This is a genomic window from Streptomyces sp. NPDC060031, assembly GCF_042736805.1.
Taxonomy (GTDB): domain Bacteria; phylum Actinomycetota; class Actinomycetes; order Streptomycetales; family Streptomycetaceae; genus Streptomyces.
This window is the reverse complement of the sequence record NZ_JBHWVM010000054.1, coordinates 18379-39771: the sequence shown is the minus strand read 5'-3', so window position 1 is coordinate 39771 and position 21393 is coordinate 18379. Positions and strand designations below refer to the sequence as shown.

Below are 21393 nucleotides of genomic sequence, written 5' to 3'. Positions count from 1 at the left end.
CAGTCGAAGACTCTTCGAACTAACAGCAAGCTGCGGCAACCGTCCGGACACACGGATGTAACGATCAGCGTCTCTTGCAGAAAATTGCCGCAAGCTCTTTCGGACGGCTTTCAGGCTTGTTACGTTCCTGGCAACTCGGGACCGCGAGGGCGCGTCCGGGATCATCGAAGGAGTTCATATGCGGCGTGGCATAGCGGCCACCGCGCTGGTCGCGGCCCTGGCACTCGCGGCGACGGCTTGCGGCGGTGACGGCAAGGACGCGGGCGAGGACACCAAGGCCGGCGGGGAGCTCTCCGGCACGGTCACGTGGTGGGACACCTCGAACGACACGGAGAAGGCGTCCTTCCAGAAGATCGCCGAGGCGTTCACCGCCAAGCACCCGAAGGTGACCGTCAAGTACGTCAACGTCCCGTACGGCGACGCGCAGAACAAGGTCAAGAACGCCTTCAGCAGCGGCTCCGAGGCCCCCGACGTGATCCGCGCCGACGTCGGCTGGGTCGCCGACTTCGCCTCGCTGGGCTACCTGGACGAGGTCCCGGCCGAGACCGCCAAGAAGGTCGACTCCGAGTTCCTCGCGCAGGCCGCGGCCAGCGGCAAGTTCGACGGCAAGACCTACGCCGTCCCGCAGGTCATCGACACCCTCGGCCTCTTCTACAACAAGAAGATGCTCGCCGACGCCGGTGTGCAGCCCCCCAAGACCCTGGAGGAGCTGAAGACCGCCGCCGCCGCGATCAAGGCCAAGTCCGGCAAGGCCGGTCTCTACCTGCGCGGCGACGACTCCTACTGGTTCCTCCCGCTGATCTACGGCGAGGGCGGCGACCTGGTCGACGCCAAGACCAAGACGGTCACCGTCGACAACGCGGCCGGCGTCAAGGCCTTCAAGACCGCCCGCGACCTGGTCTCCTCGGGTGCGGCGATCACCAACGCCACCGACGGCTGGACCAACATGCAGACGGCCTTCAAGTCCGGGGAGGCCGCCATGATGATCAACGGCCCCTGGGCGGTCGCCGACAGCTACGCGGGCGAGCAGTTCAAGGACAAGTCCAACCTCGGCGTCGCCGCCGTCCCGGCCGGCTCGGTCAAGGCGGGCGCCCCGCAGGGCGGCCACGACCTCGCGGTCTACGCCGGCTCCAAGAACCGCACCGCCGCGCACGCCTTCGTGGAGTACATGACCTCCCAGGAGGTCCAGGTGCAGTCCGCCAAGGAACTGAGCCTGCTCCCCACCCGCACGGCCGCCTACGACCAGCCGGACGTCAAGTCCAGCGAGATGGTGGCGTTCTTCAAGCCGGCCGTGGACAAGGCCGTCGAGCGCGCCTGGATCCCGGAGAACGGCTCCCTCTTCGAGCCGCTGAAGCTGGAGTACACCAAGGCGATCACCGGGGCGTCGAGCCCGGAGGAAGCCGCCAAGGCGGCCGGCACCGAGTTCCGCAAGATCCTCAAGGGCTGGAAGTAACGAAACCATGGCTGCTCACACCAGCCAGTCGGTGGCGAAGGCCGCGGGCGACGACGTCGCCCGCGGCCCGAGCCGCAGGACTGACAGCGGGAAGCGCGGTGGACTGAGGCGAGCCCTCTCCACCCACTGGTACGCCTGGACGATGATCACCCCCGTGGTGCTCGTCCTCGGCGTCATCATCGGCTGGCCGCTCGCCCGCGGCATCTACCTGTCGCTGACCGACGCCAACGAGCGCAACGTCGGCCGCACGATCGGCGCCAACCACATCGAGGCGACGTACCAATTCGTCGGACTCGACAACTACGCCGACGTGCTGAGCGACCCGGTGTTCCTGCAGCGGCTGGTGTGGACGGTGATCTGGACCGTCGCCTGCGTGTCGATCACCTTCACGCTCGGCCTGGGCCTCGCCAACATGCTCAACCGGGAGTTCAAGGGCCGCGCCGCCTACCGGATGGCGCTCATCCTGCCCTGGGCCGTCCCCGGCTTCGTCTCCGTCTTCGCCTGGCGGTTCCTCTTCAACCGCGACAACGGCATCCTCAACAAGATCCTCGAAGGCGGCGGCATCTCCGCCGTCCCGTGGCTCGACGACCCGACCTGGGCCAAGATCGCGGTCATCGCCGTCAACGTCTGGCTCGGCGTCCCCTTCATGATGGTCGCCCTGCTCGGCGGACTCCAGTCCATCCCCGGCGAGCTCTACGAGGCCGCCGAGATGGACGGGGCCAGCGCCTGGCAGCGGTTCCGCCACATCACGCTGCCCGGGCTGCGCGCGGTGAGCATGACGGTGATCCTGCTCTCCACCATCTGGACCTTCAACATGTTCCCGGTGATCTTCCTGCTGACCCGGGGCGGACCCGGCGACGCCACCGAGATCCTCGTGACCCAGGCCTTCCGCGAGGCCTTCGTGCAGAGCCCGCGCGACTTCGCCGGCTCCGCCACCTGGGGCGTGCTGATCCTCCTGCTGCTCATGATCTTCGCGCTGGTCTACCGGCGCTCGCTGCGCAAGCAGGGAGAGGTGTGGTGACCGTGACCACGACGTCCACGACCGGCACCCGGGGCCGCCGCGCCCCGCTCGCCTCCGTCGCCCTGCACGCCACCCTGATCGTCGCGTCCGTGATCGCCGTCTTCCCGGTGCTGTGGGTCCTGCTGACCTCCCTCAAGCCCGCGAAGCAGGCCATCAGCACGGACTTCGTGAAGGACCCGACGCTGGAGAACTACCGCTACCTGGTGGAGTCGACCTCCTTCTTCACCTGGTTCGGCAACTCCGTCCTGGTCGCCGGCATCACCACCGTCCTCGGGGTGTTCATCGCCGCCACCACCGGATACGCGGTCAGCCGGTTCAAGTTCCCCGGCATGAAGCCGCTCATGTGGACCCTGCTCATCACGCAGATGTTCCCGATGGCCATCCTGATCGTCCCGCTCTACAACCTCATGGGACAACTGGGGCTGCTCAACCAGCCGCTCGGGCTGATCGTCACGTACCTCACCATCGCCGTGCCGTTCTGCGCCTGGATGATGAAGGGCTTCTTCGACACCATCCCGGTGGAGATCGACGAATCCGGCCGCGTCGACGGACTCAACCCCTTCGGCACCTTCTGGCGGCTGATCCTGCCGCTGGCCAAGCCGGGCCTCGCCGTCACCGGCTTCTACTCCTTCATCACCGCCTGGGGCGAAGTCGCGTACGCCTCCGCCTTCATGGTCGGCGACGAGAACCTCACCCTCGCCGGCGGACTGCAGACCTTCGTCACCCAGTACACCGCCAACTGGGGCCCGATGACCGCCGCCTCGGTCGTCATCGCGATCCCCGCGGCGCTCTTCTTCGTCTTCGCCCAGCGTCACCTCGTCGCCGGGATGACGGCAGGCGCAACCAAGGGCTGACCACCCGCGCCCGCCCCCACACACCCCCGGCCCGACCTCTCCAAGGACGACATGACCCAGCACCTCGCCGACGCACTCGCCACCCCGACCGGCACCCGGCCCGGTTGGTGGAGAGAAGCGGTGATCTACCAGGTCTATCCGCGCAGCTTCGCCGACTCCAACGGGGACGGCATGGGGGACCTCGAAGGCGTCCGCAGCCGCCTGCCCTACCTCAAGGAACTGGGGGTCGACGCCGTCTGGCTCAGCCCCTTCTACGCCTCCCCGCAGGCCGACGCCGGCTACGACGTCGCCGACTACCGGGCCATCGACCCGATGTTCGGCACCCTGCACGACGCCGACGCCGTGATCCGCGAGGCCCACGCCCTGGGCCTTCGCATCATCGTGGACCTGGTCCCCAACCACTGCTCCGACCAGCACGAATGGTTCAAGCAGGCGCTGCGCGAGGGCCCCGGCACCCCGCTGCGCGAACGCTTCCACTTCCGCCCCGGCCGGGGGGCCGACGGCGCCGAGCCGCCGAACGACTGGGAGTCCATCTTCGGCGGCCCCGCCTGGACCCGGGTGGCCGACGGGGAGTGGTACCTGCACCTCTTCGCCCCCGAGCAGCCCGACTTCAACTGGGAACACCCCGCCGTCCAGGACGAGTTCCGCTCCATCCTGCGGTTCTGGCTGGACCTGGGCACCGACGGCTTCCGCATCGACGTCGCGCACGGCCTGGTCAAGGCCCCCGGCCTGCCCGACCTCGGCCGCGACGAGCAGCTCAAGCTGCTCGGCAACCAGGTGCTGCCCTTCTTCGACCAGGACGGGGTCCACGAGATCTACCGCTCCTGGCGCCTCGTCCTCGACGAGTACGCCGGCGACCGCATCGGCGTCGCCGAGGCGTGGACGCCCAGCGCCGACCGGACGGCGCTCTACCTGCGCCCCGACGAACTGCACCAGGCCTTCAACTTCCACTACCTGAACACCGGTTGGGACGCCGAGGCGCTGCGCGCGTCCATCGACGACTCGCTCGACGCGATGCGTCCGGTCGGCGCCCCGACCACCTGGGTGCTGTCCAATCACGACGTCGTACGCCATGTCACGCGCTACGGGGGCGGTGCGCAGGGCCTGGCCCGGGCGCGGGCGGCCGCGCTGCTGATGCTGGCCCTGCCCGGATCGGCGTACGTCTACCAGGGCGAGGAACTCGGCCTCCCGGAGGTGCTGGACCTGCCGGACGGGGTGCGCCAGGACCCCTCCTTCTTCAAGGAGAACGGCCAGGACGGGCTGCGCGACGGCTGCCGGGTCCCGCTGCCGTGGTCGGGGTCCGAGGCCCCGTACGGCTTCGGCAGCGGCGGCAGCTGGCTGCCGCAGCCGGCCGAATGGGCCGGCCTGAGCGTGGCCGCCCAGACCGGCGACCCCGCCTCCACCCTGGAGCTGTACCGGACCGCCCTGCGGCTCCGCCGCGAGCGGGCCGAGCTCGGTGCCGGGGACGCGGTGCAGTGGCTGGAGGCGCCGGCCGGCGTACTCGCCTTCCGCCGGGGCGGCTTCGTCTGCACCGTGAACACGACGCCCGAGCCCGTCCGGCTCCCGGCGCCCGGCACGGTGCTGCTGGCCAGCACGGAACTCACGGACCCGGAGGTCCTGCCGGCCGACGCGGCGGTGTGGTGGCAGGGGTGACCTCCCCGCTGCGGCTCACCGACATCGCCGCGCAGGCCCAGGTCAGCGAGGCGACCGTCAGCCGCGTCCTCAACGGCAAGTCGGGCGTGGCGGCCGGCACCCGGCACAAGGTGCTGGCCGCCATGGACCTGCTGGGCTACGAACGGCCGGTGCGGCTCAAGCGGCGCAGCAACGGCCTCGTCGGGCTGCTCATACCGGAGCTCACCAACCCCATCTTCCCGGCCTTCGCCCAGGTCATCGAGCAGGCGCTGGCCGGGCACGGCTACACGCCGGTGCTCTGCACGCAGACCCCCGGCGGGGCCACCGAGGACGAACTGGTGGAGCAGCTGGAGGAACGCGGGGTCACCGGCATCGTGTTCCTGTCGGGCCTGCACGCGGACTCGGCGGCCGACCCCGCGCGCTACCAGCGACTGGCAGCGCGCGGGGTGCCGTTCGTACTGATCAACGGCTTCAACGAGCGGATCAGCGCGCCCTTCGTCTCCCCGGACGACCGTGCGGCCGCGGACATGGCCGTCCGGCACCTGGAGGACCTCGGGCACCGGCGCATCGGGCTCGCCATCGGGCCGACGCGCTACGTCCCGTCGGCGCGCAAGGAGCAGGGCTTCGTCGCGGCCGTGCCCGGGGCGGAGGCCGAGGGGCTGATCCAGCGCACGCTGTTCACGGTGGAGGGCGGCCACGCGGCGGGCGGAGCCCTGCTGGACCGGGGCTGCACGGGCATCGTGTGCGGCAGCGACCCGATGGCGCTCGGAGTCATCCGGGCGGCCCGCGAGCGGGGGCTGCGGGTGCCGCAGGACGTCTCGGTGGTCGGCTTCGACGACTCCCCGCTGGTCGCCTTCACGGACCCCCCGCTGACGACGGTCCGCCAGCCGGTGCGCGCGATGGCGACGGCAGCGGTCGGCGCCCTCCTGGAGGCGGTGGCCGGCACCCCGGTCCAGCGCACGGAGTACGTCTTCCAGCCGGAACTGGTGGTGCGGGGCTCGACGGCGGAGGGCCCGGGGCGGGGGCTTTGAGGGCGGGGCGGGGCGGGGTGACCGTTCGGGACGGGTGTGTTCGGTGGCGTTGACGGGGTCCGGGGGCTTCCCGGCAGTCCACTGTCCTTCCGGGAAGCCCCCGGAGGAACGGCCGGGTGGTGTGGTGTCCGGGGACGGGGAGAGCCAGAGACCCGCGAGGCGGGTCCTTCCCCCTGACTGCCCCCCCGGGCCGACCCCATGAGCCTGGCGGGAGGCCGGGCGCATCAGATCGCTACACAGTCCGCCCGGCCAAGCGGCTGCGGCCGGCCGTGGGCCGGACATAAGCCGCCCATGGGCGATGAGGCCTTGATGTCGTCTCGCGGCGACCAGACCGGCCGATCTCCGCAAACGAGTCCCGCCGAACCTGCCCCCGCCCTGCCCCCGCCCTCAAGGCCCCGCCTGGCAGGACACGCACTGGAAACAATTCTGCAATCTCTTGCGCAAGGTCTTGCAGGGGTACCGCTCCGCCCCTACGGTCGCTGCCATCCCCACCTCGCCGCCAGGAGGTTCTCCGCATGCCCCCCACCGCAAGAGAAGCAAGAGAAGCAAGATCAGCCAGAACCACCCGAACCGCTCGCGCCCTCCTCGCCGTTGCCGTGCTGGCCGGGGCGGCCCTTACCGCCCAGGCGCCGCAGGCGCTCGCCGGGCCGCCCGGGGGGCGGGACGTCACCGCCGTGCTGTTCGAGTGGCGGTTCGACTCCGTGGCCAGGGCCTGTACCGACAGCCTCGGGCCCGCCGGCTACGGGTACGTGCAGGTGTCGCCGCCGCAGGAACACGTCCAGGGTGGCCAGTGGTGGACCTCGTACCAGCCCGTCAGCTACAAGATCGCCGGGCGGCTCGGTGACCGTACGGCCTTCAGGGCGATGGTCGATACCTGTCACGCCGCCGGGGTGAAGGTCGTCGCGGACTCCGTCATCAACCACATGGCCGCCGCGGACGGCACCGGGACCGGTGGGAGTTCGTACACGAAGTACAACTACCCGGGCATCTACTCCTCCTCCGACATGGACGACTGCCGGGCGGCCATCTCCAACTACCAGGACCGGGCCGACGTGCAGAACTGCGAGCTCGTGCAGCTCGCCGACCTCGACACCGGTGAGGACTACGTACGCGGCCGCATCGCCGGCTACCTGAACGACCTGCTCTCCCTCGGCGTCGACGGCTTGCGGATCGACGCCGCCAAGCACATGCCCGCCGCCGACCTCGCCAACATCAAGTCCAGGCTCACGAACCCGGGCGTCTACTGGAAGCAGGAGGCGATATACGGGGCCGGTGAGGCCGTCCAGCCCACCGAGTACCTCGGCAGCGGCGACGTGCAGGAGTTCCGTTACGCCCGGGACCTCAAGCGGGTCTTCCAGAGCGAGAGCCTGGCCCATCTGAAGAACTTCGGGGAGGGCTGGGGGTACATGCCCTCCGCCCAGTCCGCCGTCTTCGTCGACAACCACGACACCGAGCGCGGCGGCGACACCCTCAACTACAAGGACGGCTCCGCCTACACCCTCGCCAGCGTGTTCATGCTGGCCTGGCCCTACGGCTCCCCGGACGTGCACTCCGGCTACGAGTGGAGCGACAAGGACGCCGGGCCCCCCAACGGCGGTGCGGTGAGCGCCTGTTACGCCGACGGCTGGAAGTGTCAGCACGCCTGGCGGGAGATCTCCTCCATGGTCGCCTTCCGCAACACCGCGCGCGGCCAGTCCGTGACCGACTGGTGGGACAACGGCGGCGACCAGATCGCCTTCGGGCGGGGCGCCAAGGCGTACGTCGCGATCAACCACGAGGGCTCGGCCCTGACCCGCACCTTCCAGACCTCCCTCCCGGCCGGCGACTACTGCGACGTGCAGAGCGGTCGTACGGTCAGCGTGGGCTCCGGTGGACAGTTCACCGCCACGATCGGAGCCGGCAGCGCGGTCGCCCTGCACGTGGGGGCCCGCACCTGTACGGGCAGCGGCACTCCGGCGAACCCCGCCGGCGCGGCCTTCGCCGTCACCGCCACCACCGTGCCGGGCCAGAACATCTTCGTCACCGGTGACCGCGCCGAGCTCGGCGCCTGGAACACCGCCGGCGCCCTCAAGCTCGACCCGGCGGCCTACCCCGTCTGGAAGCTCGACGTCACGCTCCCGCCCGGCACGGCCTTCGCGTACAAGTACGTCCGCAAGGACGCCGCCGGCAACGTCACGTGGGAGAGCGGAGCCAACCGCACCGCCACCGTCCCCGCGAACGGCAAGGTCACGCTGACCGACACCTGGCGCAGCTGATCCTCAGCCCCCGTCCCGCACCCGAGGAGACCTCCTTGACACGCCCCGCCGCGGGAGTGCTCGCCGCCGTCCTGGCCGTGACACTCCTGCCCGCCCTCCCCGCGGCGGCCGCCGCAGCCAAGGCGCCGTCGGCCCCGCCCTCGGACGCGAAGCTGGCCGCCGAGCCGGCCCGCAACGACCTGACCCGGGAACAGTTCTACTTCGTGCTCCCGGACCGGTTCGCGAACGGCGACCCGCGCAACGACCGGGGAGGCCTGACCGGTTCCCGGCTGGAGACCGGCCTGGACCCGACGGACAAGGGTTTCTACCAGGGCGGTGACCTCAAGGGGCTGACCGACCGGCTGGACTACATCAAGGGGCTCGGCACCACGGCCATCTGGATGGCGCCGATCTTCAAGAACCAGCCGGTGCAGGGGAAGGGGAACGACGTCTCCGCCGGCTACCACGGCTACTGGATCACCGACTTCACCCAGGTCGACCCGCACTTCGGCACCAACGCCGATCTGGAGCGGCTGATCGACAAGGCGCACGGGAAGGGGATGAAGGTCTTCTTCGACGTCATCGCCAACCACACCGCCGATGTCGTCGACTACCGAGAGCAGTCCTACGCGTACCTGTCGAAGGGGGCCTTCCCGTACCTGACGAAGGACGGGACCCCCTTCGATGACGCAGCCGACGCCGAAGGCGCGTCGGGGAAGCGGAGGTTCCCGGCCACCGACGCCGACTCCTTCCCGCGCACGCCCTTCGTCCCGGACGCGAAGAAGAACCTCAAGTCCCCGGCCTGGCTCAACGACCCGACGATGTACCACAACCGCGGTGACTCCACCTTCGCCGGCGAGTCCTCCGACCAGGGCGACTTCTTCGGTCTCGACGACCTGTGGACCGAGCGTCCCGAGGTCGTGGAGGGGATGGAGAAGATCTACGAGAAGTGGGTCGCGGACTTCGACATCGACGGCTTCCGCATCGACACGGTCAAGCACGTCGACACCGCCTTCTGGACGCAGTGGGCGACCGCGCTGGACAAGTACGCCGCCCGCCGTGGCCGGGACGACTTCTTCATGTTCGGCGAGGTCTACTCCGCCGACACCGCCGTCACCTCGCCGTACGTGACGCGTGGCCGGCTGGACGCCACCCTCGACTTCCCGCTCCAGGACGCGATCCGCTCGTACGCCTCCCAGGGCGCGGCGCCCGGGCGGCTGGCCTCCGTCTTCGCCGACGACTACCGCTACACGACCGACAAGGCGAACGCGTACGAGCAGGTCACCTTCCTCGGCAACCACGACATGGGCCGCTTCGGGACCTTCCTGAAGCAGGACCGGCCGGGGGCGGGGGAGCAGGAGCTGCTGGACCGGTACCGGCTCGCCAACGAGCTGATGTTCCTGTCCCGGGGCAACCCGGTGATCTACTCCGGTGACGAGCAGGGCTTCACCGGCGCGGGCGGGGACAAGGACGCGCGCCAGCCGCTGTTCGCCTCGCAGGTGGCCGACTACCTGGACGACGACCAGCTGGGCACGGCCCGCACCCACGCGAGCGACGCCTACGATCCGGGACACCCGCTCTACAAGCAGATCAGTGCTCTCTCGAAGCTGACCAAGGACCACCCGGCCCTGCGCGACGGCGTCCAGAGCGAGCGCCTCTCCGACGGTTCCGTCTACGCCTTCGCCCGCACCGACTCCAAGACCCGCACCGAGTACCTGGTCGCCGCCAACAACGCCGCCGAGCCCCGGACCGTGGAGATCGACGCCCCGGCCGGCGCCCAGTACCGCACCCTGTACGGCGGCACGGCGCTCCTGCGCGCCTCCGCGGCCGGCAAGCTCACCGTGACCGTCCCCGCCCTCGGCTCGGTGGTGCTCCAGGCCACGGCGCCGCTCGCCAAGCCCGCCGCCAAGCCCGCGCTGACCCTCCGGGCCCCGGCCGCCGGCGCCACCGGCACCGTCGAGCTCACCGCGGACGTGACCGGCGCCGCCCTGAGCCGGGTGGTCTTCGCCGCGCAGACCGGCGGCGACAAGTGGCAGGTGCTCGGCTCCGCCGACCACGCCCCGTACAAGGTCACCCAGCACATCACCGCGCCCGCCGGGACCGCCCTGCGCTACAAGGCCGTCGTCGTCGACTCCGCCGGCCGCACCGCGAGCGCCCTCGCCGAGTCCCTCGCGGGCCAGGCCCCGCCCGTCGAGGTCCCCACCGCCACGCAGCGCGACTACGCGGTGGTCCACTACAACCGCCCCGACGGCGACTACACCGACTGGCGGCTGTACGCCTGGGGCGACCTCGCCGACGGCGAAGCCACCCCCTGGCCGGCCGGGCACGACTTCACCGGCCGCGACGCCTACGGCGCCTTCGCCTACGTCAGGCTGAAGCCCGGGGCCTCCTCGGTCGGTTACCTCGTCATCGACAAGGACGGCAACAAGGACGTCGCCGCCGACCGCACGATCGACGTGACGAAGACCGGCGAGATCTGGCTGGAGCAGGGCAAGGAACCCGCCCGCACCGACCGGCCCGCCTACCCGCCGCAGGACACCGCCAAGGCCGTCATCCACCACAAGCGCGCCGACGGCGCCTACGACGGCTGGGGCCTGCACGTCTGGACCGGCGCCGCGAACCCGACCGAGTGGTCCAAGCCGCTGCTCCCCTCGCGCACCGACTCCTACGGAGCCGTGTACGAGGTTCCGCTCGCCCCCGGCGCCGGCTCGCTGAGCTACATCCTGCACAAGGGCGACGAGAAGGACCTCCCCACCGACCAGTCCCTGGACCTGAACGCCACCGGCCACGAGGTCTGGACGCTGGGCGGCCAGGAGAAGTACCTCCTGCCGCAGCCCGCCGGTTCGGCCGCCGCCCTGGACCTCACCAAGGCGCAGGCCGTCTGGATCGACCGCGACACCGTCGCCTGGAACGCCCCGCCGGCCGCCGCCTCCCTCCAGCTCCTCGCCTCCCGCGACGGCGCGGTCAAGGCCGAGAACGGCACCCTGACCGGTCTGGCGCAGGCGCAGTGGCTGCGGCTGGGCAGGGCGCAGCTCACGGACGCCCAGAAGCAGAAGTTCCCGCATCTGGCCGGGTACGCGGCCTTCACCGTCGACCCCCGTGACCGGGACCGGGTACGGGAGGCCGTGCGCGGCCAGCTCGTCGCGAGCGCCCGCGCCGCGAACGGCGCCGTCCTGGCCGCCACCGGCGTCCAGCTCGCCGGGGTGCTCGACGACCTCTACGCGAACACCACCGCCCTCGGCCCGGTCTTCAAGGACGGCCGACCCACCCTCGCCGTCTGGGCCCCCACCGCCCAGCGGGTCGACCTGGAGCTCGACGGCCGCACGGTCGCCATGCGCCGCGACGACACCACCGGCGTCTGGTCGGTGCGCGGCGAGCGCGGCTGGGCCGGCAAGCGGTACCGCTACGCCGTGACCGTGTGGGCCCCGAGCACCCGACAGGTCGTACGGAACCTGGTGACCGACCCGTACTCCACGGCGCTGACCACGGATTCGGCGTACAGCCTGGTCGTGAACCTCGCCGACCCGAAGCTCGCCCCGCCCGGCTGGCGCGAGCTGCGCAAGCCCGCGGCCGTGCCCTTCACCTCGGCGCAGATCCAGGAGCTGCACATCCGCGACTTCTCGGTGGCGGACCGCACGAGCGGCCACCCCGGCCAGTACCTGGCCTTCACGGACACCGGCTCGGCGGGCATGCGGCACCTGCGCGACCTGGCCGCCGCCGGGACCTCGTACGTCCACCTCCTCCCGGCCTTCGACATCGGCACCATCCCGGAGAAGCCGTCGGACCGCACCGAGCCCGCCTGCGACCTCAAGGTCTACGCCCCCGACTCCGAGGAGCAGCAGGCCTGCGTGGCCGCCGCGGCCGCGAAGGACGCGTACAACTGGGGCTACGACCCCCTGCACTACACGGTCCCGGAGGGCAGCTACGCGAGCGATCCCGAGGGCACGGCCCGTACGGTCGAGTTCCGCAGGATGGTCCAGTCCCTGAACGGGGCCGGGCTGCGCACGGTGATGGACGTGGTCTACAACCACACCGTGGCGTCCGGGCAGTCGGACAAGTCGGTCCTGGACCGGATCGTGCCCGGCTACTACCAGCGGCTGCTCGCCGACGGCTCGGTGGCCGACTCCAGCTGCTGTGCCAACACCGCCCCCGAGAACGCCATGATGGGCCGGCTCGTCGTGGACTCGGTCGTCACCTGGGCCAAGGAGTACAAGGTCGACGGCTTCCGCTTCGACCTCATGGGGCACCACCCGAAGGCCAACATCCTGGCCGTGCGCGCCGCCCTGGACGCCCTGACGGTGCAGAAGGACGGGGTCGACGGCAAGAAGATCGTCCTCTACGGGGAGGGCTGGAACTTCGGCGAGGTCGCGAACGACGCCCGTTTCGTCCAGGCCACCCAGCAGAACATGGCCGGCACCGGCATCGCCACCTTCTCCGACCGGGCCCGCGACGCGGTGCGCGGCGGCGGCCCCTTCGACGAGGACCCGCGCGTGCAGGGCTTCGCGTCGGGCCTCTTCACCGCCCCGAACGGGTCCCCGGCGAACGGCACGGCGGAGGAGCAGCGGGCCCGGCTGCTGCACGACCAGGACCTGATCAAGGTGGGTCTGACCGGCAACCTCGCCTCGTACACCTTCACCGACACCGCCGGCCGCCGGATCAAGGGTTCCGAGCTGGACTACAACGGCGCCCCGGCCGGCTATGCGGCCGCTCCCGGCGACGCCCTCGCGTACGTGGACGCCCACGACAACGAGACCCTGGCCGACGCCCTGTCGTTCAAGCTCGCGCCGGGCACGGCGGCGGCCGACAAGGCCCGTATGCAGGTCCTGGCGACGGCCACGGCGACCCTCTCGCAGGGCCCGGCCCTGTCCCAGGCGGGCACCGACCTGCTCCGCTCCAAGTCGCTGGACCGCAACTCGTACGACAGCGGGGACTGGTTCAACGCCATCCACTGGGACTGCCGCGACGGCAGCGGCAACGGCTTCGGCCGGGGCCTGCCGCCGGCCGCCGACAACCGTTCGAAGTGGCCGTACGCGAAGCCCCTGCTGGCGGTGCCCGCGCCCGGCTGCGCGGACATCACCGGCGCCGGGTCCGCCTACCGCGACCTGCTCAGGATCCGTACGACGGAGCCCGTCTTCGCCCTGGCTTCCGCCCGGGCGGTCCAGGACCGGCTGGCCTTCCCGCTGTCGGGCCCGGGCGAGACCCCGGGCGTGCTCACCATGACGCTCGGCGACCTGGTGGTGGTCTTCAACGCCACCCCCGCGGCGCAGGCCCAGCGGATCCCCGCCGCCGCGGGCAGTGCGTACGCCCTGCACCCGGTCCAGGCGGCCGGCTCCGACCCGGTGGTCAAGCAGTCCGCGTACGACCCGGCGAAGGGGGAGTTCACGGCGCCGCCCCGCACGGTGTCGGTCTTCAAGCGCTCCTGACGCGGTACGCGTGAGTGAGGCGGCGGCGCCGGCCACGGGCCGCCGCCGCCGCCTTATGTGCCCGGCCCGCCGGGGGCCGCGTCAGACGGCGAGGCGTCGCTCCAGAAGGATCACCCCGTACACGCGGCCGTCCTTGCCCGTCTTGTGGGGGAACTCGCCGACGACCCGGTAGCCCGCCGCCCGGTAGTACGCGAGCAGCCGCGGGTTGGTGGACACGCAGTCCAGCCGTGCCCGCTCCCGGCCGGTCCTGGCGATCCGGTGCTCGGCGTGCTCCAGGATGCGCAGCCCGGCTCCGGCGGGCGCGGCCTCGCGCTCGACCATCAGCCGGTGCACGTAGCCGGCCACGGGCGGCTGGATCCCCCAGGCCTCCTCGTCCGACCACCACAGCTCGTACGCGCCGACGATCCGCCCGTCGGCGTCCTCGGCGAGCCACACCTCTCCCTCGCGCATCTTCGACCGGAAGTGCGCGACGTCCTTATCGCCCGGCTTCCACTGCACGATCCCGTTCGCCCGCATCCAGCGCGCGGCCTGGTCGTACAGCTTCACCAGCGTGCCGGCGTCCTTCTCCTCGGCCTGCCGGAACAAGATCCCGTCGTCAATGATCACGCGGGCATTATCACCAAGAGCATGATCATCGCGGGAGCGGGACCACCCCGCGGGACCCCTCCGCCGCCTCGGACCCCCCGGCCGCCGGGCCGCCCGGCGCGAGGAGGGCCAGCCTGCCGACCAGCTCGCCGAAGGGCCCGTCGGCCGGCTCCCGGGCCAGGATCCGTACGAGGATCCCCGCCATCTCGGCGTCGTACGCGGCGCTCACGGCCGCCAGCGCCGCGAAGTCGTGCACCAGTTGCAGCTCCAGCTCGGCCCGCGGGATCTCCCGCCCGTCCAGCCAGAGCAGCGCGGTCGTCTCGGCCAGCGACACCCAGGAGCGCACGACGAGCGCGAGGCGCGCGGGCGGCTCCTCCACCTCGAGGTGGCTCAGGATCTGCAGGTACGCGGCGCGGCGGACCTCGTCGACCATGGCGTTGGTCCGGCTGCTCCCGGCCGCCGGACCGCCCCGCATCAGCGCCGAGAAACCGGGGCCGTGGTCGTCGACGAAGGCGAAGAACCGCCCCATCACCCGCAGCAGCCGCGCCCCGAGCGGACCTTCCCGGGGTTCCACGAACCGCAGCGCCAGCTCGTCGGCGGCCCGTCGCAGCGCGGCCTCGTAGAGGCTCAACTTGCCCGGGAAGTAGTGGTAGACGAGCGGCCGGGATATCCCCGCGGCCGCCGCGATCTCGTCGATGGACACGTCGTCGGGAGACCGGTGGCTGAACAGCTCCAGGGCAACCCCGATCAGCTGCTGCCGCCGCTCCTCGACACCCATCCTGCGCCGCACCCCGGTTGTCATGCCGACACCCTACTTCGCCGCCGGGTGCGCGCAGGGGCTACAGGTCCAGGACCAGGCGGTCCGAGACGGCGCGGGAGACGCACAGGAGCATCGAGTCCTCGCGTTCGCCGTCGGTGAGGAGTTCGTCGCGGTGGTCCGCCTCGCCCGCCAGGACGCGGTGTTGGCAGGTGCCGCAGAAGCCCTGTTCGCAGGAGTACGGGGTGTTGGGCAGCTCCCGCCGCACCGCGGCCAGGGTGGTCTCCGCCGCACCGACCTCGACCGTGCGCCCCGAGCGGTGGAGTTCGACCGTGAACGGCTTCGCGACCCCGGTCGACGCCGCCGGGGTGAAGCGCTCCAGGTGGACCGTGGTGCCCGCCGGGGCGGCCTCGGTGACCGCCCGCATCAGGGGGCCCGGGCCGCAGCAGTAGATCAGCGTGCCCGGCGCGGCCCCGGAGAGCGCGGCCAGGGAGGGGAGGCCCGCCTCGTCCTGCGGGACGATCGTCACGCGCTCGCCGTAGGCCTCCAGTTCGGGGAGGAACGGCATCGACGCCCGGGAGCGGCCCCCGTACAGCAGGGTCCACTCGGCGCCGGCGGCCGTGGCGGCGCGCAGCATCGGGAGCACCGGTGTGATGCCGATGCCACCCGCGACGAAGGCGTAACGGGGGGCGGTGGCCAGCTCGAAGCGGTTGCGAGGCGGCCGCACCGCCAGCTCGGCGCCCTCCGCCAACCGGGTGTGGGCCTCGCGGGAGCCGCCGCGGCCGTCCTCGACCAGCCGGATCGCGATGGTGTAGCGGCCGGCCGCGGCCGGGTCGCCGCACAGGGAGTACTGGCGGACCAGTCCGGAGGGCAGCGTCACGTCCACGTGCGCGCCCGGGGTCCACGACGGGAGCTCCGCTGATTCCAGGGTCAGTTGGAGCACGCCCGCGGCGGGCTGCGTACGGGCCATGATCAGGGTGGGGATCCACCGGCGCGGGGAGTAGCCCGATATCGGGGTCTGCAGCGCGGGCAGCGGCCACAGCGGGGAGCGGTCGATCCGCTTGCGCAGCGCCCGCCTGGTCACCCAGGCGGCGCCGGCCAGGGCGGTCACCGTCACGGCGCGGTTCACGCGTGCGCACCGCCGTTCGCGCCGGGGGAGGAGGCGAGGTAGGCGACGGCCTGGGCCGTCGAGCCCTCCTGCGAGGGGTGGTACGTACGGGACAGGTACGTGGGGATGGACTTCAGCATGGAGCCCGTCGAGGGCAGGACGCCGCGCCGGCCCGCGCGGTGGAAGCGGCCGAGCGAAGCCTTGCCGTCCGCCAGCGAGGGGTCGTTCTCCATGAAGAAGCGGGCCCCGCGCTGCCACAGGAAGACCAGCGCCGCGAAGGCGGTGGCCCAGGTCCGGGCCCGGCGGCGGTAGCCGCCGTCCACGTGCATGAAGAGGTCGAAGGCCACCGAGCGGTGCTCCACCTCTTCCGCGCCGTGCCAGCGCAGCAGGTCCAGCATCACCGGGTCCGCGCCGCGCCGGTCCAACTCCTCGGCGTTGAGCACCCAGTTTCCGAGGAACGCCGTGTAGTGCTCGATGGCCGCGATCATCGCGACCCGCTCCATCAGCCACCATTCGCGCGCCTTGCCCGGCGGGAGGGTGCGGTCGCCGAGCATCTTCTCGAAGAGCCAGTCCACCTGGGCCGTGTACGGGGTGGGGTCCAGGCCGAGGCGCTTGAGGTGGGGCAGTACGTCGTCGTGGGCGGCGGCGTGCATGGCCTCCTGGCCGATGAAGCCGACGACGTCCGCCCGCAGCCGCTCGTCCTCGATGTACGGCAGGACCTGCTTGTAGACGTGGACGAACCACCGCTCGCCCGCCGGGAGCAGCAGGTGCAGCACGTTGATGGTGTGCCCGGCGAACGGGTCGCCGGGCAGCCAGTGGAGCGGGGTGTCCTCCCAGTCGAAGGACACGTTCCGGGCCTTGAGTTCCATGTGTTCCGCCGCCACGGGGGCGGGCGCGAGCGGCGTATTAGACATGGCGTCAATGTACTGATGGGTAAGGGGGAGGGAAACCCCTCTGCACCCGATTCCCCGGACCGCTCAGCGAAGCACCCCCGCCTTCGTGCCGTCCGTGAGCTTGCCCGACAGGTCCACCTGGGCGCCCGCCGGTGCCTTGACCGCCAGGCGGTTGCCCGTCGCCGCGCCGCTCACGCCGCCGCCCGACACCGACAGCGACGCGAACTGCGCGCTGCCCGCCGCCAGTACGTACCACTGGCCGGCCCGCGACTTCCACAGCACGCCCGCCAGCACCCGGGGCTCCCGCGGTCCGCAGGCGGGCGAGCCCTCCGCCTTCGCCGCCTGCGCCGCGGGGGCCGTGCCCGGAGCCAGGAACTGCGCCTGCACCCGGTCCGCCGTGCCCTGCCAGGTCTCCGCCCGGGTGCACAGCCAGGTCGCGGTGCCGTCGCCCTCGGGCAGCGGCTGCTTCGCGTACGTCCAGGCGTTGACCGAACGGACCCCGTGCGAGCGCACCGACGCCAGCAGACAGGCGGTACGCGACCACTCGCCGAGCTCCGTGCCCTCCGTCACGTCGCGTTCGGCCCCCGGCGCGCCCGAGGTCAGCCGCGCCGGGGTCAGCTCGCCCAGGTCGGTGACCAGCCGGGTCGCGCCGTCGCCGGTCAGGGCCAGCGCGTTCCAGGTGGTGCAGGTGCCGTCCGGGGCGGGGCTGCCGACCGGCGGGGTGATCCCGTCGACCAGCTTCAGCGGCGCCGGGGATTCGCCCGGCTTGAGCAGGTCCCGCAGCGCGGCGCCGGTCACCCAGGGCGCCGCCAGGTAGCGGACGTTGCCGTCGACCCGGCTGAGCACCAGGCCGGTGGCCGTGTCCGCCGAGGCGCCGTCGGTCCGGGCGAAGTCGAGGGCGGCGATCTCGGTGCCGCTGCGCGGCTCGGCGTACCGGACCACGCGCAGCCCGTCGTAGAGCAGGACCACGACGGCCTGGTCCACGGCGCCCGCGAAGAGCAGCTGCGGCGGTCCCATCGGCGGGCCGGACGGGGTGCCCGGGGTGGCCGAGACGACCACCGTCGAGCCCGGGCGGGCCCAGACGGCCAGCGCCCGGCGCAGCAGCTCGGCGTCGTCGGCGCGGTCGCCGCGCACGGGCCAGCCGGAGTAGTCGGTACGGGAGGACGTACGCCAGACGGTGGGCGCGACCCGGACCAGCTGCCCGGGGTCCAGTGCCTGCTCCGCCGCGGCGTTGCGCGCGTACAGCGGGGCGGCGGCCCCGTCCGAGCCCCAGCCGCCGCCCGGCAGCGCGAGCAGCGCCCCGCACACGGCGAGCGCTGCCCCGGCGGCGAGTGCGGCCCGCACCAGGCGGCGCCGCCGCAGCAGGTCGGTGGGGCGGGCCTGGAGCACGCACGGGTCGAACTCCGGGGAGGTGAACAGCGCGTCGTTCGCCGGGTCCCCGGACTCCGCGACGGCGGCGGCCGGGTTCACCACGCCGACCTCGGTCAGCACCCGCAGCACCTCCGGCTCGGGCAGCCGCTCCAGGGCCCGCAGCACGCAGGCGGCGCGGCCGGGCCCGTCGAGCGTGGCCAGCCACTGGTCGAGCGCCAGCTCCTCGGCTCCGCCGGAGCGCGGGAACAGCCGCAGTCCCCACACCTGGGGGAGCAGCGGCGGGAGCTGCGCGCGGCGGGGCAGCGCGCGGAAGGTCAGCGGGATCCCGGCCTCCAGGGCGGCCCGCAACACGCGCAGGCGCACGTACGCGTATCCGGAGTCGCCGGGGGCGCCGCCGCGCTGCCCCGGCACCCCGCCCTGCTGCCCGGCGGCCGCGGCCCGCGCGGCCGCCCCGAACCGCCGCCCGCCCGGCAGTGCGCGCTGGGCCAGGGAGTGGGCGGTGAGCACCCGCCGGTTGCGGCCGAGGGCGGGCGGCAGCACCAGATAGGCGAGCCGCACCAGCCGCGGGTAGTGCTCGACGATGGCGGCCTCGGCCTGCTCGACGTCGAGGGCCCCGGAAGGCTCGGAAGACAGGGGGCGGGTGGCGGTATCCGGCGCAGTCACGTTCAGCAGAACGAGCGAATCGTCGGATGGTCACCCGTCTCCGGTGTCCCCGTCCGGGCTAAATCGCGTCCGTCTCCCTGACGGTTCAGCCGGTCACCAGGCGGTCGCGCAGCGCCTCGACCGTCTCGTCGGGGACGCCGAGGCCCTCGCGCACGTACTTCTCCATCGAGCCGTAGCGCGTGCTCACCTCGTCCAGCGCGGCCTCCAGGTAGGAGGGGAAGACGCCGATCAGCGCCAGCGCGATGTCCGGGTCGCCGCCGGCCGCCGTGAACCCCTCGATCATCGGCGCGAAGGCGTGCTTGACCGCCGCGTTGACCGACAGGTACTCGGCCGTCAGGGTCTCGTCGTCCGCGCCGAGCAGCGACAGGATCACCGTCGCGCCCCAGCCGGTGCGGTCCTTGCCGGCCGTGCAGTGGAAGAGCAGCGGGCCGCAGTCGGGGTCGGCGAGCTCGGTGAGCAGCATCCGGTACGAGGCCTGCGCCGAGCCGGAGTTGACCAGGGACCGGTAGACGTCGCCGAAGAGCGCCTGCGCCTTGCCGCCGCCGAGGTGCTCCTCGGCCACGGCCGGGTTGGACAGCAGGTCCTTGAGCTGGGCCGCGGCGGGCATCTTCGTGGTGCCGGAGTTCATCTTGTCGGCGAGCACGTCACCGATCAGGAGGCGCACGCCGGCCGGCAGCCGGTCGGGGTGATCGGCCCGCTCGATGTCGGTGCGGAAGTCGATGACCGTACGCAGGCCCAGTGCGGCCACCGCCGGGTCGGCGTCGAGGTCGAGCCGGTCGAGCTGGCCGGAGCGCAGGACGAGCCCGGGGCGGACGGCGCGACCGCCGCAGAGCGTGGCGCCGCCCAGGTCGCGCAGGTTGGCGACGGTGGTGGCGGGGATGGCGGTCATCGTGGCGGCTCCAGCGGGGTGCGAGTGACGCAAACGCGTCAGCGGTGCGTTTTCATATGATTTTCGGAGATTTCGTACCCGAAAGGTAATCGACGGCCAGCGAGAGCCCCACTCCGAGCCCCAGGGCCACCAGGTGCCCGGCGTCCGTGAAGGTCCGCTCCCGCTTCAGCAGCGGCCGGGCGGCGATCGCCAGCAGCCCCAGGCGGGCCGTGGTGCGCACCGCCCCGCGCGGCAGCGTCGAGGTCAGCGCGCCGAGCACCGCGTTGAAGCCGTAGCTGGTGCCCACGTCCAGGGCGCGCCGGGTCCGCCGGTCGGCCGCCCCGCGCAGGACGCCGTACACCAGCAGCGTCGCCGCGGTGTGGCCGAGCAGGAACACCCCGGCGGTCCACCAGGCCCCGTACGCGTACTCGGCGTACCCGAGCACCGCGACCAGCAGCAGGGCGTACGGCAGGGGCATCGGCTCCTCGACGACGAAAGCACTGGTCAGGAGCGTGTCCCAGTGTCCGGAGTCGAGGTTGTCGACGTTGGTCGAGCAGCGGCGCAGCACGCGCTCGCGCTCCGCCGGATCCAGTCGTCCCAGGGCGTGAGCGCCCAGCTGGACCCCGCCCGCGTACACCGCTCCGACTGGCAAAGGCCATGGCAATGGATTCACCCGACCATGATCGGATACCACCCTCCGGCGGGGGTCACCGGGCCCCGTGCGAGCATGTTCCGGCCATGCTCGAGAATTCCGCGCCGTTGCGCGCCGCACGGGCCGCGATGTTCGCGGCGGTGTGTACCGCTTTGGGTGCGGTGGGGCATTCGTACATGTCCGGCACGGACATTCCCCTCACGGGTCTTCTGGCCGCTTTCGTGCTGACCGGCGGGCTCGCCTGGCTCGGCGCAGGGCGCCGCCGCGGGCCCGTCTCCATCGCCGTGGCCCTGCTGGGCGTCCAGGCCGTGCTGCACGGCGTCTTCTCCGGGAGCCAGGCGGCGAAGCCCGCACCCGCGCCCGGCGCGATGCCCGGGCACCACGACATGCCGGGCACGGGCATGTCGATGTCCATGCCCGAGATGGCGGGCATGGACGGCATGACAGGGATGGACGGCATGGCGGGCATGGACGGCATGGCGGGGACGGCCGCGCACGCCCACGGGCACGGCGGCCTCGGCATGATCGCCGCGCACGTCCTCGCCGGGCTGTTCTGCGCGGCCTGGCTGGCCTGGGGCGAGGCCGCCGTGTTCCGGCTGGCCGGGGTCCTCGCGGCCGGCGCGCTGCTCGCCGCCCGGCCGCTCGCCCGGGTCCTGGCCCTGCTCCGCACGCGCCTGGCCCCCGTACCGCGGGAGCCCGCCTTGCGCCCGGCGTACGAACGGCCGCGCGCACTGCGCGGGGCCGTACACGCCCACGCCCTGGAGCGGCGCGGCCCGCCCGCCCGGCGAACGACCCGAGCCACGGCCCCCGGCCGTCCTGCCCGCGCCTGACCGGCGCACCTCCTCGGC

Annotated in this window: 15 protein-coding genes; 8 read left to right on the top strand and 7 right to left on the bottom strand. The window is 72.3% G+C overall.

Features of this window, described 5'->3' with window-relative positions:
• Window positions 1–178 precede the first annotated feature (178 nt).
• From ACFWB8_RS23170 to pulA, 7 genes are all read left to right on the top strand, one after another.
• On the top strand, window positions 179–1453 hold the full coding sequence (locus tag ACFWB8_RS23170; protein WP_385230148.1) for an extracellular solute-binding protein: 1275 nt from the start codon (window positions 179–181) through the stop codon (window positions 1451–1453).
• 7 nt (window positions 1454–1460) lie between these two features.
• Complete coding sequence (locus tag ACFWB8_RS23165) at window positions 1461–2474, top strand: carbohydrate ABC transporter permease (RefSeq protein ID WP_385230145.1); 1014 nt, start codon at window positions 1461–1463, stop codon at window positions 2472–2474.
• Window positions 2471–3328: a sugar ABC transporter permease gene (locus ACFWB8_RS23160; RefSeq protein ID WP_385230142.1), complete on the top strand. Its 858-nt coding sequence runs from the start codon at window positions 2471–2473 to the stop codon at window positions 3326–3328. Before ACFWB8_RS23165 ends, ACFWB8_RS23160 begins: the two co-directional genes overlap by 4 nt.
• Window positions 3329–3379: 51 nt before the next feature.
• Window positions 3380–4981, top strand: coding sequence for a glycoside hydrolase family 13 protein (locus tag ACFWB8_RS23155; protein ID WP_385230139.1), 1602 nt, complete (start codon window positions 3380–3382; stop codon window positions 4979–4981).
• A complete protein-coding gene (locus tag ACFWB8_RS23150) occupies window positions 4966–5991 on the top strand; it encodes a LacI family DNA-binding transcriptional regulator (RefSeq protein WP_385230136.1) in 1026 nt (341 codons plus the stop codon). Before ACFWB8_RS23155 ends, ACFWB8_RS23150 begins: the two co-directional genes overlap by 16 nt.
• A 515-nt stretch (window positions 5992–6506) precedes the next feature.
• The gene (locus ACFWB8_RS23145; RefSeq protein ID WP_385230133.1) at window positions 6507–8246 is read left to right on the top strand and encodes a carbohydrate-binding module family 20 domain-containing protein; all 1740 of its coding nucleotides are present in this window, start codon (window positions 6507–6509) and stop codon (window positions 8244–8246) included.
• A 35-nt stretch (window positions 8247–8281) separates the two neighbouring features.
• On the top strand, window positions 8282–13648 hold the full coding sequence (gene pulA, locus ACFWB8_RS23140) for a pullulanase-type alpha-1,6-glucosidase (protein WP_385230130.1): 5367 nt from the start codon (window positions 8282–8284) through the stop codon (window positions 13646–13648).
• 81 nt (window positions 13649–13729) lie between these two features.
• On the opposite strand, the gene ACFWB8_RS23135 is transcribed toward pulA, so the two are convergent.
• The 7 genes from ACFWB8_RS23135 to ACFWB8_RS23105 form a co-directional block, all read right to left on the bottom strand.
• Entirely contained in the window at window positions 13730–14254 is a 525-nt protein-coding gene (locus ACFWB8_RS23135; protein WP_385230127.1) for a GNAT family N-acetyltransferase, read from the bottom strand.
• A 25-nt stretch (window positions 14255–14279) separates the two neighbouring features.
• Window positions 14280–15035, bottom strand: coding sequence for a TetR/AcrR family transcriptional regulator (locus ACFWB8_RS23130; protein WP_385230124.1), 756 nt, complete (start codon window positions 15033–15035; stop codon window positions 14280–14282).
• 37 nt (window positions 15036–15072) lie between these two features.
• Window positions 15073–16119 carry a PDR/VanB family oxidoreductase gene (locus tag ACFWB8_RS23125; protein ID WP_385230121.1) on the bottom strand — a complete coding sequence of 349 codons (1047 nt, stop codon included), beginning with the start codon at window positions 16117–16119 and terminating at the stop codon, window positions 15073–15075.
• The gene (locus ACFWB8_RS23120; protein ID WP_385230118.1) at window positions 16116–17012 is read right to left on the bottom strand and encodes a metal-dependent hydrolase; all 897 of its coding nucleotides are present in this window, start codon (window positions 17010–17012) and stop codon (window positions 16116–16118) included. Before ACFWB8_RS23120 ends, ACFWB8_RS23125 begins: the two co-directional genes overlap by 4 nt.
• Window positions 17013–17075: 63 nt before the next feature.
• Window positions 17076–19025: a hypothetical protein gene (locus ACFWB8_RS23115; protein WP_385230115.1), complete on the bottom strand. Its 1950-nt coding sequence runs from the start codon at window positions 19023–19025 to the stop codon at window positions 17076–17078.
• Between the two features lie 85 nt (window positions 19026–19110).
• Window positions 19111–19914 carry a tyrosine-protein phosphatase gene (locus tag ACFWB8_RS23110; RefSeq protein WP_385230112.1) on the bottom strand — a complete coding sequence of 268 codons (804 nt, stop codon included), beginning with the start codon at window positions 19912–19914 and terminating at the stop codon, window positions 19111–19113.
• A gap of 52 nt (window positions 19915–19966) precedes the next feature.
• Window positions 19967–20545: a rhomboid-like protein gene (locus ACFWB8_RS23105; RefSeq protein WP_385230109.1), complete on the bottom strand. Its 579-nt coding sequence runs from the start codon at window positions 20543–20545 to the stop codon at window positions 19967–19969.
• 86 nt (window positions 20546–20631) lie between these two features.
• Here ACFWB8_RS23105 and ACFWB8_RS23100 point away from each other — a divergent pair, with 86 nt between their 5' ends.
• Complete coding sequence (locus tag ACFWB8_RS23100; RefSeq protein ID WP_385230106.1) at window positions 20632–21375, top strand: hypothetical protein; 744 nt, start codon at window positions 20632–20634, stop codon at window positions 21373–21375.
• Window positions 21376–21393: the final 18 nt, after the last annotated feature.

Bases quoted from the DNA above. Each gene is read 5' to 3' on its own strand.
- ACFWB8_RS23170 (WP_385230148.1), top strand. From the start codon at position 179: ATGCGGCGTGGCATAGCGGCCACCGCGCTGGTCGCGGCCCTGGCACTC.
- ACFWB8_RS23165 (WP_385230145.1), top strand. From the start codon at position 1,461: ATGGCTGCTCACACCAGCCAGTCGGTGGCGAAGGCCGCGGGCGACGAC.
- ACFWB8_RS23155 (WP_385230139.1), top strand. From the start codon at position 3,380: ATGACCCAGCACCTCGCCGACGCACTCGCCACCCCGACCGGCACCCGG.
- ACFWB8_RS23145 (WP_385230133.1), top strand. From the start codon at position 6,507: ATGCCCCCCACCGCAAGAGAAGCAAGAGAAGCAAGATCAGCCAGAACC.
- ACFWB8_RS23130 (WP_385230124.1), bottom strand. From the start codon at position 15,035: ATGACAACCGGGGTGCGGCGCAGGATGGGTGTCGAGGAGCGGCGGCAG.
- ACFWB8_RS23120 (WP_385230118.1), bottom strand. From the start codon at position 17,012: ATGTCTAATACGCCGCTCGCGCCCGCCCCCGTGGCGGCGGAACACATG.
- ACFWB8_RS23110 (WP_385230112.1), bottom strand. From the start codon at position 19,914: ATGACCGCCATCCCCGCCACCACCGTCGCCAACCTGCGCGACCTGGGC.
- ACFWB8_RS23100 (WP_385230106.1), top strand. From the start codon at position 20,632: ATGCTCGAGAATTCCGCGCCGTTGCGCGCCGCACGGGCCGCGATGTTC.